The sequence below is a fragment of the Aeromonas sp. SG16 genome (assembly GCF_024436135.1).
In the GTDB taxonomy this organism is placed as follows: domain Bacteria; phylum Pseudomonadota; class Gammaproteobacteria; order Enterobacterales; family Aeromonadaceae; genus Aeromonas; species Aeromonas jandaei.
In genome coordinates this window covers 86,415-102,401 of record NZ_JANFNW010000011.1, presented here as the reverse complement: position 1 = coordinate 102,401, position 15,987 = coordinate 86,415, and the positions used below count along the sequence as shown (strand labels likewise).

The 15,987-nt window shown below is 59.4% G+C and carries 16 protein-coding genes; 10 read left to right on the top strand and 6 right to left on the bottom strand.

Annotated elements, in window-relative coordinates:
• Positions 1-47: 47 nt before the first annotated feature.
• On the bottom strand, positions 48-1,655 hold the full coding sequence (gene nadB, locus NOM67_RS19645; protein WP_156854841.1) for an L-aspartate oxidase: 1,608 nt from the start codon (positions 1,653-1,655) through the stop codon (positions 48-50).
• Positions 1,656-1,837: 182 nt separating this feature from the next.
• On the opposite strand from nadB, the gene rpoE reads away from it, so the two are divergent.
• From rpoE to pdxJ, 10 genes are all read left to right on the top strand, one after another.
• Entirely contained in the window at positions 1,838-2,419 is a 582-nt protein-coding gene (gene rpoE, locus NOM67_RS19640; protein ID WP_033112788.1) for an RNA polymerase sigma factor RpoE, read from the top strand.
• A 22-nt stretch (positions 2,420-2,441) separates the two neighbouring features.
• Positions 2,442-3,044, top strand: coding sequence for an RseA family anti-sigma factor (locus NOM67_RS19635; protein ID WP_255939518.1), 603 nt, complete (start codon positions 2,442-2,444; stop codon positions 3,042-3,044).
• Between the two features lie 21 nt (positions 3,045-3,065).
• Positions 3,066-4,046, top strand: a complete 981-nt coding sequence (locus tag NOM67_RS19630) for a MucB/RseB C-terminal domain-containing protein (protein WP_041210625.1) — start codon at positions 3,066-3,068, stop codon at positions 4,044-4,046.
• A gap of 100 nt (positions 4,047-4,146) precedes the next feature.
• The gene (locus NOM67_RS19625; protein ID WP_201910693.1) at positions 4,147-4,608 is read left to right on the top strand and encodes a SoxR reducing system RseC family protein; all 462 of its coding nucleotides are present in this window, start codon (positions 4,147-4,149) and stop codon (positions 4,606-4,608) included.
• A gap of 117 nt (positions 4,609-4,725) precedes the next feature.
• A complete protein-coding gene (lepA, locus tag NOM67_RS19620; protein ID WP_033112792.1) occupies positions 4,726-6,519 on the top strand; it encodes a translation elongation factor 4 in 1,794 nt (597 codons plus the stop codon).
• A gap of 3 nt (positions 6,520-6,522) precedes the next feature.
• The gene (lepB, locus tag NOM67_RS19615; RefSeq protein ID WP_033112793.1) at positions 6,523-7,446 is read left to right on the top strand and encodes a signal peptidase I; all 924 of its coding nucleotides are present in this window, start codon (positions 6,523-6,525) and stop codon (positions 7,444-7,446) included.
• Entirely contained in the window at positions 7,447-8,118 is a 672-nt protein-coding gene (gene rnc / locus NOM67_RS19610; protein WP_033112794.1) for a ribonuclease III, read from the top strand. It abuts the gene before it with no gap.
• On the top strand, positions 8,115-9,014 hold the full coding sequence (gene era, locus NOM67_RS19605) for a GTPase Era (protein ID WP_033112795.1): 900 nt from the start codon (positions 8,115-8,117) through the stop codon (positions 9,012-9,014). Before rnc ends, era begins: the two co-directional genes overlap by 4 nt.
• A 14-nt stretch (positions 9,015-9,028) precedes the next feature.
• Positions 9,029-9,739 carry a DNA repair protein RecO gene (gene recO / locus NOM67_RS19600; protein WP_041210624.1) on the top strand — a complete coding sequence of 237 codons (711 nt, stop codon included), beginning with the start codon at positions 9,029-9,031 and terminating at the stop codon, positions 9,737-9,739.
• Positions 9,740-9,823: 84 nt separating this feature from the next.
• The gene (pdxJ, locus tag NOM67_RS19595; RefSeq protein ID WP_005335389.1) at positions 9,824-10,561 is read left to right on the top strand and encodes a pyridoxine 5'-phosphate synthase; all 738 of its coding nucleotides are present in this window, start codon (positions 9,824-9,826) and stop codon (positions 10,559-10,561) included.
• Between the two features lie 97 nt (positions 10,562-10,658).
• Here the strand turns inward: pdxJ and NOM67_RS19590 are convergent, their stop codons facing one another.
• The 5 genes from NOM67_RS19590 to agaF form a co-directional block, all read right to left on the bottom strand.
• The gene (locus NOM67_RS19590) at positions 10,659-11,903 is read right to left on the bottom strand and encodes a MalY/PatB family protein (RefSeq protein WP_255939509.1); all 1,245 of its coding nucleotides are present in this window, start codon (positions 11,901-11,903) and stop codon (positions 10,659-10,661) included.
• Positions 11,890-13,359, bottom strand: a complete 1,470-nt coding sequence (gene malX, locus NOM67_RS19585; protein WP_255939506.1) for a maltose/glucose-specific PTS transporter subunit IIBC — start codon at positions 13,357-13,359, stop codon at positions 11,890-11,892. The genes NOM67_RS19590 and malX overlap by 14 nt, the downstream gene beginning before the upstream one ends.
• A 104-nt stretch (positions 13,360-13,463) precedes the next feature.
• Positions 13,464-14,318, bottom strand: a complete 855-nt coding sequence (locus NOM67_RS19580; RefSeq protein WP_043849849.1) for a tagatose bisphosphate family class II aldolase — start codon at positions 14,316-14,318, stop codon at positions 13,464-13,466.
• Positions 14,309-15,508 carry an N-acetylglucosamine-6-phosphate deacetylase gene (nagA, locus tag NOM67_RS19575; protein ID WP_255939501.1) on the bottom strand — a complete coding sequence of 400 codons (1,200 nt, stop codon included), beginning with the start codon at positions 15,506-15,508 and terminating at the stop codon, positions 14,309-14,311. Before nagA ends, NOM67_RS19580 begins: the two co-directional genes overlap by 10 nt.
• Positions 15,509-15,949 (bottom strand): PTS galactosamine/N-acetylgalactosamine transporter subunit IIA, encoded by a 441-nt coding sequence (gene agaF, locus NOM67_RS19570; RefSeq protein ID WP_255939498.1) that lies wholly within the window; start codon positions 15,947-15,949, stop codon positions 15,509-15,511.
• Positions 15,950-15,987 lie beyond the last annotated feature (38 nt).

Sequence of the window (15,987 nt, the reverse complement as noted above, 5' to 3'; positions counted from 1 at the left end):
AAAATGACCCCGCCGAAGCGGGGTCATTGGTATGGCAGGAGCGGGGATCAATCCCGCTCCGGCGTCAGTACGGTCGGTTTCGAGTCCGGCAGCATCTGCGGATAATCGAGGTTGTAGTGCAGGCCGCGCGACTCCTTGCGCTGCAGGGCACAGTTGACGATAAGCTCGGCCACCTGCAACAGGTTGCGCAGCTCCAGCAGGTTGTTGGAGACCCGGAAATGGGCGTAGTACTCCTGCACCTCCTGCTTGAGCAGATCGATGCGGCGCTTGGCCCGGGCGAGGCGCTTGTTGGTGCGCACTATGCCCACGTAGTCCCACATCATCAGCCGCAGCTCGTGCCAGTTGTGCTGAATGACCACCAGTTCGTCGGAATCCTCCACCTGGCTCTCGTCCCAGGCGGGCAGGCGCGGCGGCTCGGCGCTCATCGGCAGCTTGGCCAGAATGTCGGCCCCCGCCTGATGGGCGTAGACCACACATTCCAGCAGGGAGTTGGAGGCCATCCGGTTGGCGCCGTGCAGACCGGTGTAGGTCACTTCGCCGATGGCGTAGAGGCCGGGGATGTCGGTCTGGCCATTGTTGTCAATCATCACGCCGCCACAGGTGTAGTGGGCGGCCGGGACGATGGGCATCGCCTCCTTGGTGATGTCGATGCCGACCGCGAGGCAGCGCTCATAAATGGTCGGGAAGTGCTTGATGATGAAATCGGCCGGTTTGTGGCTGATGTCCAGATACATGCAATCCGCCCCGAGTCGCTTCATCTCGTGGTCGATGGCGCGGGCGACGATATCGCGCGGCGCCAGCTCGGCACGCTCGTCAAACTCAGGCATAAAGCGGCTGCCGTCCGGGCGGCGCAGATAGGCACCCTCGCCACGCAGCGCTTCGGTCAGCAGGAAGTTGGGGTCGTCCGGGTGAAACAGGCTGGTGGGGTGGAACTGGTTGAACTCCAGATTCGCCACCCGGCAGCCGGCGCGCCATGCCATGGCGATGCCATCGCCAGAGCTTACATCGGGGTTGGAGGTGTACTGGTAGACCTTGGAGGCGCCGCCGGTGGCCAGCGCCACGAAGCGGGCGCGAACCACCTCGACCTGTTCGGCATTGCGGTTCCAGACATAGGCGCCCAGCACCTTGTTGCCCGGCAGCCCGAGCTTGCGGGTGGTGATGAGGTCGACCGCGTTGAAGCGCTCCATCAGCTGGATGTTGGGGTGAGCGCGAACCTGATCAATCAGGGTGAGTTGCACCGCCTTGCCGGTGGCATCCGCCGCGTGGAAGATGCGGCGATGGCTGTGGCCTCCTTCGCGGGTCAGGTGGTACTGGGATTCGCCGTCGGCGTTCTCCTCCTGATCGAAGGGGACCCCCTGCTGGATGAGCCACTGGATTGACTCGCGGGCGTGGCGGGCGGTGAACTCGACCACGGCCGGGTCACACAACCCGGCCCCGGCGTTGAGCGTGTCGCTCACGTGGGATTCGATGCTGTCGGTCTCGTCGAACACGGCAGCGATGCCTCCTTGCGCATAGAAAGTGGCCCCTTCACTGATGGGCCCCTTGCTCAGAACCAGGACTTTGGCCTGGTCTGCCAATCGCAATGCGAGAGTCAGACCAGCGGCACCGCTGCCAATGATCAGTACGTCGCAAAGGTATTCAACACTTGCTTTCATAAGTATCATTGGCCTGGATTAAGAACTGGCACCATGGTAGCCCAAGCGGGGGCGAGGATGCAGCCTGCATCACATTTTTTTAAACAGATTCGAACTTTCTCTGATTCTCCCTGTCTGAACTTGTGCGCTTAGGAAGGGCCGGAAAAGAAGAACGATAACCTGATGGGGGTTTTACGGCTCTGATGAGCGACCAGAATCTACTGGACGAACAGCTGGTTGAACGGGTCCAGCGCGGCGACAAAGCAGCTTTCAACCTGTTGGTAAAAAAATACCAGCATAAGGTGGTCAACCTGATTGCCCGGTATGTCAACAACCCCGGCGACGTGCCCGATGTGGCGCAAGAGGCGTTTATCAAAGCCTACCGGGCATTGCCGACATTCCGTGGCGAGAGTGCTTTTTACACCTGGTTGTACCGAATTGCCGTGAATACGGCGAAGAACTATCTGACCTCCCAGGGGCGCAGGCCCCCGAGCAGTGATGTGGAGGCTGACGAAGCGGAGTCTTATGGCGGCGGTGAAGCCTTGCAAGAGGTCTCAACCCCGGAAAACCTGGCGCTGACTGACGAGATCAAACGCACCGTGTTTTCAGCCATTGAGGCATTGCCGGAAGACCTGAGGACAGCGATCACCCTTCGCGAACTGGAAGGGCTGAGCTATGAAGAGATTGCCGAAATCATGGATTGCCCAGTCGGTACGGTCAGATCCCGTATCTTCCGGGCGAGGGAAGCAATCGACAAAAAGCTGCAACCTCTGATCGAGAATTAACTGGGGAAAGACGGGTTAACTTATGGCAAACAAAGAGCAAATCTCTGCCCTGATGGATGGTGAGCTGAGTGACGCAGAGGTACTGAACGAGCTGGAGATGGACTCCGGCTTGCAAGATACCTGGGGTCGTTACCACCTGATTGGCGATGCCATGCGGGGTGACCTGCCGGTCAATCTGCAACTGGATCTCAGTGACAGCATCATGGCTGCGCTGGAGGATGAGCCGACCATACTGGCACCCAAGCCGGTCGAGGCCGCTCCGGTGGCGCAACCGATCGTTGCACCGGTCAAGACAGATTCCAATGTGGTACCCCTGTTTCGTCGGGTTGGCCAGCAGCTGGGGCAATATGCCATCGCAGCGTCTGTGGCCGCCGCCGTCATCTTCGGGGTGCAGCAGTATCAGGGTCAGGACGGCGTGCCGAACAACCCTGTGCTCAATACCATCCCGATCGGTGGCAGTGCCGCGCCAGTGAGCGTCCACTATCCGCAAGAGGGCAACCGCGTTCGGCCGCAACAGGGAATGACCGAACAGCAGATGCAGGAGCAGCGCGAACGCATCAACGCCTTCCTGCGTGATCACCAGTTACAGCAGCGCCTGTTGCAAGACAGACAGATCCAACAATAACGAGTTGTCAGGGATACAAACGTGCGCCAGTCCAGCCGTATTTTGCTGGCCTCTCTCCTGCTAATCAGTGCCAAGGCCTCGGCCGACGACAAGTCGGCCGAGGCCTTGTTGCAGCAGATGCAGAGTGCCGTGCATCAACAGAATTTCGAGTTGTCCATGGTCAAGGCCCGTCAGGGGCGTCTTGAACCGATCCGTATCAGCCACGCCGTGATCAATGGCAAAGAAGTGGCTCATCTCAGTTACCTCGACGGCAAGGCGATCGAGTATCTGCAGCGCGAAAACGAGTTCACCTTCTTTGAAAACAGCCATGACCCCTACACCCTGAAGGATGCCCGCTTCCCCGGCATCTGGTCGAGTCTGGTCAGCATGCCGCTCTCCCGGGTATTGCAGAGCTATGATCCCGTGCTGGCTGGCCGCAGCCGCGTCGCGGGTGTGGTGGCTCAGGTGGTGAGGCTGGTGCCCAAGGAGGCCGACAAGTACGGCTTCATGCTCTGGGTTGATGAGCAGAGCCATCTGCTGCTGCGTGTCGACATGGTGGAGCGGGAAGGCAATCTGGTCGAGCAGCTGCTGGGGGTGGATCTGGAGTTGCAGAACAAGCCTGCCCCCTGGCTGGTGACCCTGGCCAACAGCAAGTTGCCCCCTGCGCTGGCGCTGGAAGATGCCTATCCGGCACCGCAGCAGCAGCTTAACTGGCAGGTGACCTGGTTGCCAGATGGTTTCAAGGTGCTGTCGCAGGACAGGCACCAGCTGGTGACCACCAGTATGCCGGTCGACTACATGATGCTCTCCGACGGGCTGGTGGATCTCTCGGTCTACGTCTCCCGGGTCGATCCCAAGCAGGCGGTGCGCCAGCAGCTGATCCGCCAGGGCGCCACCTCGCTGGTGAGCTTCGTCAACGAGGTGGGCGTCGAGATCACCGTGGTCGGGGAAGTGCCTGCCGAGACAGCCAAACGGATTGCCGAGTCGGTGCAGCCGCTGGCTCGCAACGAGGCCGTGCAGTGAGTCCATGCTCTGGGCTCACACTGGTGCTCTGCTTGCCGTTGGCTGTGAGTCGTGTTCAGATCCTGCCATTGCATGAGCACGAGGTGTTGCCGTGAGCGAGATGAGTGAAGAGTTGGCGACCGTAGTAGCCGTTGAGGGTGACCATGCCTGGGTGGAGTGCGAACGGCGCTCTGCCTGCAGTGGCTGCCAGCAGCAATCCGGTTGCGGTACCGGCACCGTGGCCAAGGCGTTTCCCCTGAAAGCCCCACGCTTGCGGATCCGCCTTACCGCCGAGGTGAACGTTGGCCAGCAGATTCGGCTCGGCATCCCGCAGGAGAGCCTGCTGCGCGGGGCCGCGCTGGTCTATGTGCTGCCGCTGTTCTGCCTGCTGGCGAGTGCTCTGCTGGGGCAACTCTGGTTGGCGCCGCTGCTCTCTGGGGGGGAGGGGGTCACCATTCTTGCCTCTCTGCTGGGTGGCGCTGGCGGCTTTTTACTGGTTCGTTACTTTTCCGGCCGGCTCGATGAGGGGCGTTATGGCCCCCGCATGCTCGGCGTTGTGGTTCCCGTCCGTACCCTCTCCTGACCGAACAGGCGCTATTTCACTGGCGTGGGCGACTAAAGAATGGCCGTCAGCCGGGTTATCCAGTAAAATCGCGCCTCCATAACCGACCTTAAACCAATTTTGAGTGACTCTTGCTCGATGAAACACATTCGTAACTTTTCGATTATTGCGCACATCGACCACGGTAAATCGACCCTGTCGGACCGTCTGATCCAGACTTGCGGTGGCTTGTCCGACCGCGAGATGCAGGCTCAGGTGCTTGACTCCATGGATCTGGAGCGCGAGCGCGGCATTACCATCAAGGCGCAGAGTGTGACCCTGAACTACCAGGCACAAGACGGTAACACCTACCAGCTGAACTTTATCGACACCCCGGGCCACGTGGATTTCTCCTACGAGGTCTCCCGCTCTTTGGCGGCCTGTGAAGGGGCGCTGCTGGTGGTAGATGCCGGCCAGGGGGTTGAGGCACAGACTCTGGCCAACTGCTACACCGCCATGGAAATGGATCTGGAAGTGGTGCCGGTACTGAACAAGATCGACCTGCCGGCCGCAGAACCCGAGCGGGTTGCCGAGGAGATCGAAGACATCGTCGGTATCGACGCGGTCGATGCGGTGCGCTGCTCCGCCAAGACCGGCCTTGGTGTTGATCTGGTACTGGAAGAGATCGTGGCCAAGATCCCGGCACCGGAAGGTGATCCGGACGCGCCGCTGCAGGCGCTGATCATCGATTCCTGGTTCGACTCCTATCTGGGCGTCGTCTCTCTGGTGCGGATCAAGAACGGTTCTTTGAAGAAGAACGACAAGATCAAGGTGATGAGCACCGGTCAGGTGTGGGGTGTCGATCGCATCGGTATCTTCACGCCCAAGCAGGTGGACACCGACGGGCTGGGTTGCGGCGAGGTAGGTTGGGTTGTCTGCGGTATCAAGGACATCCACGGCGCGCCGGTGGGTGATACCCTGACTCAGGCCAAGAATGGTGCCGACAAGGCGCTGGCCGGTTTCAAGAAGGTGAAGCCGCAGGTGTATGCGGGTCTGTTCCCCATCTCCAGCGATGACTACGAGTCGTTCCGTGACGCCCTCGACAAGCTCTCCCTGAACGATGCCTCTTTGTTCTTCGAACCGGAGAGCTCCACTGCACTGGGCTTCGGCTTCCGTTGCGGCTTCCTCGGTATGCTGCACATGGAGATCATTCAGGAGCGTCTGGAGCGTGAATACGATCTGGATCTGATCACCACGGCGCCGACCGTAGTGTACGAGATCGAGCTGACCGACGGCTCCACCATCCACATCGACAGCCCGGCCCAGATGCCTGCCATCACCAGCATCAAGGAGATGCGCGAGCCGATCGCCGAGTGTCACATCCTGCTGCCGCAGGAGTACATGGGCAACGTAATCACCCTCTGTATCGAGAAGCGTGGCGTGCAGACCAACATGGTCTACCACGGCAAGCAGGTAGCGCTGACCTATGAAATCCCGATGGCGGAAGTGGTGCTCGACTTCTTCGACCGCCTGAAGTCAACCAGCCGCGGCTACGCCTCGCTGGACTACGGCTTCAAGCGTTTCGAAACCTCCGACATGGTGCGTCTGGACATCATGATCAACGGTGAGCGCGTCGACGCGCTGGCCATCATCACCCACAAGGACAACGCCCAGTATCGCGGTCGTCAGGTGGTGGAGAAGATGCGCGAGCTGATCCCGCGTCAGATGTTTGATATCGCGATTCAGGCGGCCATCGGCAACCAGATCATCGCGCGCAGCACCGTCAAGGCACTGCGCAAGGACGTAACTGCCAAGTGTTACGGTGGTGACGTGAGTCGTAAGAAGAAGCTGCTGAACAAGCAGAAAGAAGGTAAGAAGCGGATGAAGTCCCTCGGCCGTGTCGACGTGCCGCAGGAAGCCTTCCTCGCGATTCTCCACGTCGGAAAGGATTAATAGATGGCAAGCACGTTTTCCCTGATCCTGGTGGTGGTCTGCGCGATCACCGGTGTTATCTGGTGTCTGGACAAGATGATCTGGTCCAAACAGCGAGCCGCCAAAATTGCCGTGGCCCGTGCCCATGGCGGCGCTCATCTGGATGACAAAACCCTGGCCAAGGTGGCCCCCGTTCCGGTCTGGATTGAACAGACCGCCGGGGTCTTCCCGGTCATCACCTTTGTGCTGATCCTGCGTTCGTTCATCTTTGAACCGTTCCAGATCCCGTCAGGTTCCATGATGCCCACTCTGCTGGTGGGCGATTTCATCCTGGTGGAGAAGTTTGCCTATGGTCTGCGGGACCCGGTGACCAACACCAAGTTCCTCGAGACCGGTGAGCCCAAGCGCGGCGATGTGGTGGTGTTCAAATACCCGCTTGAACCGCGGGTGGACTACATCAAGCGGGTGGTCGGCATGCCGGGGGATCGGGTCATCTATCGCAACAAGGAGCTGATGATCCGGCCCAAGTGCGAGGAGCAGGAGGGGAAAACGTGCCCGGGCTTCCAGAAGCTCGATGTCAAGTTTGAACAAAGAGGCGAATTTACCCAGATGGGGATCCCCCTTGACCGCTATACCGAGCAGCTGGGCGATGTCTCCCACGAGACCCTGCGCAACCCGCTGATGCCCGATATGGTTGGCCGTTACTATCGCCAGCCCGGCACCTACCCTGACGAGTGGGTAGTACCGGAAGGGCAATATTTCGTGATGGGCGACAACCGTGACAACAGTACCGACAGTCGTTTCTGGGGCTTTGTGCCCGAGCAGAACCTGGTCGGCAAGGCGGTCGCTATCTGGATAAGTTTTGAATTCGAGCGCGAAGAGGGCTCCCTGCTGCCAAGCTGGGTACCGACAGGGGTGCGCTTCAACCGCATTGGCGGAATCAAGTAAATGAATATCAAGATGAACAGACTGCAGTCCCGTCTCGGACACGTCTTTCAGGATCTGGAACTGCTGACCCGGGCGCTGACTCACCGCAGCGCCGGCTCCCGTCACAATGAGCGACTGGAGTTTTTGGGTGACTCGATTTTGAGTCTGGTGATTGCCGACGATCTGTTCCATCGCTTCCCGCAAGCGGCGGAAGGGGATCTCAGCCGGATGCGTGCCACTCTGGTGCGCGAAAAGACCCTGGCCGAGCTGGGCCGCGAGTTTGACCTCGGGGATCACCTGATCCTGGGGCCGGGCGAGCTGAAAAGCGGCGGTTTTCGCCGTGAATCTATCCTGGCCGATACGGTCGAGGCGGTGATTGGCGCCGTCTATCTGGACAGTGATCTCGAGACAGTACGCACTCTGCTGCTGGGCTGGTACACCAGCCGTCTGGAGGAGATCAAGCCGGGCATCGAGCAGAAGGATCCCAAGACCCGTCTGCAAGAAATTCTGCAGGGAAGCCGCAAATCCCTGCCGACCTATACAGTGACCAATGTCAAGGGCGAAGCCCACAACCAGGAGTTCACCGTCCAGTGTGACGTGGAAGGTCTGGATGGTCCGATCAAAGGGGTCGGCACCAGCCGCCGCAAGGCCGAACAGGCCGCGGCGCAGCAAGCATTGGAAAAACTGTCATGACAGATACAACCTACTGCGGCTTTGTCGCCATCGTGGGCCGCCCCAACGTGGGCAAGTCCACCCTGCTCAACAAGCTGCTTGGCCAGAAGGTCAGCATCACCTCAAAGAAACCCCAGACCACCCGTCACCGGATCCTGGGGATCGACACCGAGGATAACTACCAGACCATCTATGTCGATACCCCGGGTCTGCACATTGAAGAGAAACGGGCCATCAACCGCCTGATGAACCGCGCCGCTACCAGTTCGCTGGGGGACGTGGCCATGGTGGTATTCATGGTGGACGGTACTCACTGGACCAAAGATGACGAGATGGTGCTGGGCAAGTTGCGCAATCTCAAGTGCCCGGTGGTACTGGCGGTCAACAAGATCGACAACGTCAAGGAGAAGGAGGAGCTGCTTCCCCACCTCGAGTGGCTGGGCCAGCAGATGAACTTCGCCCATATCCTGCCCATCAGTGCCCAGAAGGGCACCAACGTGGAGAAGATCCGCGAGTGGGCCAAGCCGTTGCTGCCGGAAAACGTCCACTTCTTCCCGGAAGATTACGTGACCGATCGCTCCTCCCGTTTCATGGCCTCCGAGATCATCCGCGAGAAGCTGATGCGCTTCACCGGTGAGGAGCTGCCCTACTCGGTGACGGTGGAGATCGAGCGCTTCAAGGTGGAAGAGAGCGGTATCTATCACATCCACGGCCTCATTCTGGTCGAGCGCGATGGCCAGAAGAAGATGGTCATTGGCAACAAGGGCGAGAAGATCAAGACCATCGGTACCGAAGCGCGCCTCGATATGGAACGGCTGTTCCAGAACAAGGTGCACCTCGAGCTGTGGGTCAAGGTCAAGTCAGGCTGGGCCGATGACGAGCGCGCCCTGCGCAGTCTTGGCTACGGTGACGATTAAGTGGCGTTGACTGATTGCTGACCCCGGCTTTCGTCATCCATAGCCGGCCCTATCGTGAGACCAGCCAGCTGGTCGAGGTATTCACTCAGGATAGTGGCCGCTTTACCTTGGTGGCTCGCGGTTCTCGCGGGCCACGCTCCCCTCTCAAGGGGCTGCTGCAACCCTTTACCCTGCTCACCATCGCCTGGCGCGGCAAGGGGGATCTCAAGAACCTCACCCAGGTCGAATGTCCCGACCACTCCCTGCGACTCGGTGGCGATCGCCTCTTCTACGGCCTCTATCTCAACGAGCTGGTCTACTACCTGCTGGAAGCCCACACCCCCTTCCCCGAGGTGTTCGATGCCTATGCCCGTGCCATCATGGCGCTGGCTGACGGCGAGACGCCTGAGCTGCCGCTGCGTCGCTTCGAGTTCCTGCTGCTGCAGGCGCTGGGTTATGCGGTGGATTTCGAATACACGGCGGACGACGAGTCGCCCATCGAGCCGACTCTGCTCTATGGCTTCGAGCGTGAATTGGGCTTTGTTGCTTGCGAGCGGGCGCCGGATCCCCGTACCCTGTTTCTCGGTGCCCACCTGCTCGCCTTTGCCGAGGGACGTTTCGATACCCCTCCCTTGCTGCAGGCGGCCAAACGTTTCAGCCGACTGGCACTGCAACCCTATCTGGGCAAACGCCAGCTAAAGAGCCGGGAGCTGTTTTTAAAACGCAAAGCCAGCATCCAAGGCTGACACAGATTACAGACATACGGATATTGGCGCGGGGGGATTCGCTGACCGCGCAGTCAACAGATGAAGCCTTTCAAGGAGTTCTCAATGAGTGAAATCTATCTGGGTGTGAACATCGACCATATCGCCACCCTGCGCAACGCCCGGGGCACCCAGTATCCGGATCCGGTACAGGCCGCCTTCGTGGCCGAACAGGCCGGGGCCGATGGCATTACCGTGCATCTGCGAGAAGATCGCCGCCATATCACCGACCGCGATGTGGAGATCCTGCGCCAGACTATCCAGACCAGAATGAACCTGGAGATGGCGGTGACCGAAGAGATGATCGGCATCGCCTGCCGCATCAAGCCTCACTTCGTCTGTCTGGTGCCGGAGAAGCGCACCGAAGTGACCACCGAGGGCGGTCTGGACGTGGCCGGTCAGCTGGACAAGGTGACTGACGCCGTTGCCCGCCTCTCCGCGGTGGGGGCGCAGGTATCCCTCTTTATCGACGCCGATCCCATCCAGATCGATGCGGCCGCCGAGAGTGGTGCTCCTTTTATCGAGATCCACACTGGCCGTTACGCTGATGCCACCACAGATGCCGAGCGCAACGCCGAGTTCAAGCGCATCGCCGCCGGTGCCTCCTATGCCGCTGGCAAGGGGCTCAAGGTCAATGCAGGCCACGGTCTGCACTACCACAACGTCAAGGCCATCGCCGCCATCCCCGAGCTCTATGAGCTCAACATCGGCCACGCCATCATCGGCCGCGCCGCCTTCGACGGTCTGGCCAAGGCCGTGAGCGATATGCGTCTGCTGATGCAGGAAGCCCGTCAGGGGATCTGATGCTTCGCGCACTGGCAACGCACAGTGGCCATATGAAACAAAAGGGACGCCATGGCGTCCCTTTTGTTGTTTCTGCCGATGGGAATATCGACAGCCGTCAGGCCTGCTGCTGTGTCCATTTTCCCAGACGCTGCAGCGCCTCACCAAGCAGCTGGCGGGAGGTGCCTATGTTGATCCGCACATACTCTTCGCCATCGCTGACGTAGTGGGAGCCATCTTCGATGATGACACCCGCTTCGACCGCCCATCTGTGGGTCACCTCGCTTGCGCTCATTCCGCTCCCTTTGGTGTTGACCCAGACCAGATAGGAGGCATCCATCGGCATGACTTGGAAGTCGGGCAGATTCTCCCTGAAGTAGCGCGCCAGCAGGGCGTAGTTTTCTCTCAGATAGAGATTCAATTCGGCAAGCCACTCATCGCACTCGTTATAGGCAGTGATAATGCCCCAGAGCCCGAACACGTTGGGAGAGGTGATGGAGTTCTGCTCAAGACGGGCTTTGAACCGGCTTCTGATCTGCGGATTTGGAATGATGCTGTAGGAGGTTTTCAATCCGCCCAGATTGAATGCCTTGTTGGGAGAACTCATCAGCATCATGTTGTTGCGGTAACGCTCCTCCAGTGCCAGAAAGGAGACGAACTCGCCATGGATGATGTGCTCGGCATGCACTTCATCGACCATCATCAACACCTGATGGCGCAGGCAGATGTCGGCAACGGCTTCCAGCTCGCTCTGACTCCAGATCCTGCCCGACGGGTTGTGGGGCGAGCAGAGAAAATAGATTTTGGGCTTGTGGCCAATGATTTGCTCCTCCAGCTTCGCCAGATCGATCCGGTATCGCCCCTTGCTCAGGGCTAACGGGTTGGCGACAACCTTGACCCCCTGCCTTTCGGCCGCCTTGGCAAAGGGATCATAGACAGGGGTGTTCATGATGATGCTGTCACCCGGCTGGCAGAATGCCTGCACCGTGTAATGCAGGGTAGAGACGGTGCCATAGGAGAGGGTGATCCACTCCCGCTCCACCGCGACCTTGTGGTGGCGGGCCTGGAAGTTGATGACCGCCTCGTAGAAATCATCGATGCAGTGGGTGTAGCTGAAGGTGCCCCAGCTGATGATTTCGCTGAACTTGCGAGCCACAGCCGGCGGTGATTTGAAATCCATATCGGCAATCCACATGGGAATGCTGTTTGCAGGAACGGGGCCAAAGCGGCTCTCGATCACTTTCATATCCCACTTGCGACATTTGTCGCTGATGCGATCTGCCAGCTCGTCGAAACGGGAGGGTTGCAAGTCGGCAGAGGGGGTGGGGAGGCGCAGAGCCTCCCGATCTTTACAGGAGAGCATCGAGATTATCCTTCACGGTTTGAACCTGAGCGCCAATGATGACCTGCACGCTGTGCTCGTCGATCTTGACGACGGAGAGGGCGCCAGCCTGTTTCAGGATCTTCTCCTGCAGCTTGCCCATGTCGTGTACCACCAGTCTCAGCCGTGTGACGCAGTTGTCCAGGCTGACGATATTCTCCTTGCCACCGAGGGCACTCAGGATCACGGCCGGGTCGTGTTTCGCAATCTGGATATCATCAACCTCATCCCTGCCGGGGGTCTTGATGTCATATTTCTTGATGTACCAGTAGAAGACGGTGAAATAGATGGCAGACCAGATAAGGCCGATGGGAATAATCAGATACCACTTGGTTTGCCAGCCCTGCAGGATGCCGAAAATAAGCAGGTCGAGTGCACTGCCATCGGTATTGCCGATGGTGACGCCACACATGGCCACCACAAAGAGCGCGGCGCCGGTCATAAAGACATGGAACAGGTAGAGTACCGGCGCGACAAACAGGAACAGGAATTCGATGGGCTCGGAAATACCGGTCACGATAGAGACCAGTACCCCGGAGATAATCAGGCTCTTGATTCTGGTTCGATTGCCGGGCGTGGCTGCCATATACATGGCCAACGCTGCAGCAGGCAGACCGAATATAAAGGTCGGCATAAACCCTTGCGACAGGAAGGCGGTTGCTGCCGGGCTGATGGGTTCACCCGCTTTCAACTGGGCGAAGAAGATATTGAGAGCGCCGGAAATGGTTTCGCCATTGACCAGCTCGGTACCGCCTGCCGGGGTGAAGCGCACCATGGCCAGCATGATGTGGTGCAGACCTAGCGGTTTGAGCAGGTTGATGGCCACGCCGTAGAGGAAGGCACCAAAAGAGCCGGCAGAGATGATCATGTTGCCGACCGCAGTAATACCGAGTGCCACATAGTGCCAGAAGAGCGGCATGGCGAGACCTATCAGCGACATGACCAGCACAGTGATAATGGGCACGGAGCGCAGGCCGCTGAAGAACGAGAAGGCGTCGTGCAGTTTGAGGTTATAGAAACGGCGATGGATGAAGTAGGTCACGATCCCCGACACTATGCCACCCAGCACCCCCATGGAGAGGGTCTGAACCCCCATCACCATGGCTTGCCCCGCCAGTTTGATATTTTCCGGCGAAGCCAGTTGATTGGTACTGGCGAGATAGAAGTTGATCCCGATATTCATCGCCATGTAGCCGACGAAACCGGAATAGGCCGCGACACCCTTGTTCTTTTCGGTCAATCCCATCGGAATTCCGATGGCAAACATGATGGGCAGATAGGTAAAGCCGAAGCTGCCTACGGTTGCCACCAGATTGAAGACGAGCTGGGTATATTCCCCACCAAGAAAAGGAAAATTATCTATGGTGGAGGGGCTGGTAATGGATGATCCCACCCCCAGCAGTAATCCCATGAATGCCATCAGAGAGACGGGAAACATAAATGTTTTCCCCAAACTCTGGGCAAATTCCCATACCTTATTTCGCAAGGATGCGCGAGCCATCATTATTATCTCCCAGACCTGTTACCGTAATTTTATTGTTATCAAATCTTGTTATTGCTCATGCACATACGGATTTTCGCTTCGACTACTTCCTCCATGGCGGCCATGGCGGGCACCAGATACTGGCGCGGGTCGCTGGCATCCGGATGAGAGCCAAGGAAGGCTTTCATCGCATCGGCGAAGGCGATCTTCAGTTCGGTCGCAACGTTGACCTTGCAGATCCCGAGTTCGATGCAGCGACGCACATCGGCTTCCGGTACGCCGGAGGCGCCGTGCAGCACCAGCGGAATATCCACCTGCTCGCGAATGGCGGCGAGGCGTGCAAAGTCCAGACGGGGCTCCTCCTTGTAGAGGCCGTGTGCGGTACCGATGGCCACCGCCAGCGAGTCGATACCGGTACGGCGGACAAACTCGGCCGCCTTGAGCGGGTCGGTAAATTTGGCATGAGCGGCATCGACGATGAGGTCATCCTCCTGACCGCCCAGCTGACCCAGCTCTGCTTCGACGCTGGCCCCCATGCGGTGGCAGAAGGTCACCACGCTGCGCACCTTCTCGATGTTCTCTTCAAACGGAAAGTGCGAGGCATCGATCATGGCGGAGCGAATACCCGCTTCGACCTTGTAGTGGATGTCTTGCTCGTCTTCGTGGTGATCCAGATGCAGCACCAGCGGGATACGGTACTCATGGGCGGCGGCCTGACAGATGGAGACCAGATACTCGACCCCTGCATGGCGATAGGTACCCGGGGTACCAGCCAGGATCACCGGAGAGCGCATGCGAGCGGCGGTGCGAGCCACTACCTGCACTGTTTCCAGGTTGTGGATGTTGAAAGCCGGTACGGCATAGCCGCGGCGCTGGGCATCTTTGAGCATTTCATGGGAAGAGATCAGATACATAGTGACTCCTGAGCGTCCTGATTGACGCGAGATCCTGAGAAAAGGGAGGAGAGCTGGGTCGGGTTTATCTCCCGGCCAGCTACCCAGATGTGTTGTTGATTGAGTTCAGTGGTGAGGGCGAGCAGGTTGGCCTGTTTGCCAACTGCCAGTGAACCGAGGCGATCGGCAATGCCGAGCATCTTTGCTGGTGCCAGTGAGGCCATTGCGATGGCTTCATCAAGCGGTACGTTCGCCAGCTGCACCATGTTGCGTACGGCGCCAAGCAGGGTGAGGGTGCTGCCCGCCAGACCGCCGGTGCCGGTGCGTACCACGCCGTTTTTCATCTCGACCCGATAGTTGCCAAGCAGATAGTGACCGTCGGGCATACCGGCGGCGCGCATCGCATCGGTGACCAAGAGCAGGCGCTCACCGGCGCAGCAGTGACAGAGCTTGAGCACGCTCGGGTGGAGATGATGGCCATCGGCGATCAGCTCCAGCCAGGCTGCGGGATGGACAAGACCTGCACCGACCATGCCGGGTTCACGGTGGTGCAGGCCGCGCATGCCGTTGAAGCAGTGCACCAGCCCGGAGGCGCCCGCTGCCAGCGCCGCCATGGTGGTGTCGTGATCCGCCGCCGAGTGGCCCAGCATCACCCGTATGCCGTTTGCGGCAAGATGGTGAATGGCCGCGATGGCGTTGGGCTTTTCCGGTGCCAGTGCGACCACCTTCAGGCTGCCACGCGCCAGCTGATGCAGATGGTTCAGTTCGGCAATATCCAGCTCCCGAAACAGCGCCTGATCGTGGGCGCCCTTGTTGTCCGGCGTGAAGTAGGGCCCTTCCAGATAGCTGCCGAGCAGCTCGGCGCCCGGCATGCCGCGGACAACGCTATCGGCAATCCGAGCAAGGGCTTGCTCTATCTCGGGGAGTGGGGCGGTGACCGTGGTGGCAAGAAAAGCACCGACCCCTTCTGCCGCCTTGGCCATCGACAAGGTAGCCAAGGCATTGCCATCGCTATCCATAACATCGACACCGGCACCGCCGTGGACATGACCATCGATCAGCGCAGGCACCAGCAGCTCGACATCTCGCGCCGGCTCGCCATCCGTGATGGGAGCGATGGCGGTGATGATGCCCCCTTCATGGGTCAGCTCCTGATGTTCCAGCCAACCCTGTTCGGTCAGAAGGCGACGGGCACGGATCCGTGAGGTCATTTAAATACCCTCCTCGACGAGAGCGGCATCTGCCTGACGTTCTTTACCCATCTCATCTGCCAGCGAGGTGAGCCCCCGGTGGCCGCAATCAAGGGCCTGCCGGCGGAATTCACGGGCGCTGAGGCCATCGCGCTCCAGCACCATCTCCAGCAGCAGTTGCAGGTTGGTACCGGTAATAACCTCCCGCTCTGGCTGGTGCAGTGAGAGGGTAGAGGCGACCCGAAACGGGGTGCCACCGAGCAGGTCGGTCAGGAAGACCACGCCACCCCCCTTGTCGACCTCAGTCAGTGCCGCTTCGCACTGCGCCTGCAGCAGGGCAGTGGTGGAGCTCTCGGGAAAGTCGATGGCGATAACCGCTTCCTGTTCGCCGAGGATCTGCAGCATGGCGCGCTCCAGACCGCTGGCGAAACCGCCGTGACCACAAATAATGATGCCCAACATAGTCAGTTCCTTTACGGCAAAGGGGGCCGGCTTGCTGC

Coding starts and splice junctions, on each gene's coding strand:
- nadB (WP_156854841.1), bottom strand. CDS start 1,655: ATGAAAGCAAGTGTTGAATACCTTTGCGACGTACTGATCATTGGCAGC.
- rpoE (WP_033112788.1), top strand. CDS start 1,838: ATGAGCGACCAGAATCTACTGGACGAACAGCTGGTTGAACGGGTCCAG.
- NOM67_RS19635 (WP_255939518.1), top strand. CDS start 2,442: ATGGCAAACAAAGAGCAAATCTCTGCCCTGATGGATGGTGAGCTGAGT.
- NOM67_RS19625 (WP_201910693.1), top strand. CDS start 4,147: ATGAGTGAAGAGTTGGCGACCGTAGTAGCCGTTGAGGGTGACCATGCC.
- lepA (WP_033112792.1), top strand. CDS start 4,726: ATGAAACACATTCGTAACTTTTCGATTATTGCGCACATCGACCACGGT.
- lepB (WP_033112793.1), top strand. CDS start 6,523: ATGGCAAGCACGTTTTCCCTGATCCTGGTGGTGGTCTGCGCGATCACC.
- rnc (WP_033112794.1), top strand. CDS start 7,447: ATGAATATCAAGATGAACAGACTGCAGTCCCGTCTCGGACACGTCTTT.
- era (WP_033112795.1), top strand. CDS start 8,115: ATGACAGATACAACCTACTGCGGCTTTGTCGCCATCGTGGGCCGCCCC.
- pdxJ (WP_005335389.1), top strand. CDS start 9,824: ATGAGTGAAATCTATCTGGGTGTGAACATCGACCATATCGCCACCCTG.
- NOM67_RS19590 (WP_255939509.1), bottom strand. CDS start 11,903: ATGCTCTCCTGTAAAGATCGGGAGGCTCTGCGCCTCCCCACCCCCTCT.
- malX (WP_255939506.1), bottom strand. CDS start 13,359: ATGTTTCCCGTCTCTCTGATGGCATTCATGGGATTACTGCTGGGGGTG.
- NOM67_RS19580 (WP_043849849.1), bottom strand. CDS start 14,318: ATGTATCTGATCTCTTCCCATGAAATGCTCAAAGATGCCCAGCGCCGC.
- nagA (WP_255939501.1), bottom strand. CDS start 15,508: ATGACCTCACGGATCCGTGCCCGTCGCCTTCTGACCGAACAGGGTTGG.
- agaF (WP_255939498.1), bottom strand. CDS start 15,949: ATGTTGGGCATCATTATTTGTGGTCACGGCGGTTTCGCCAGCGGTCTG.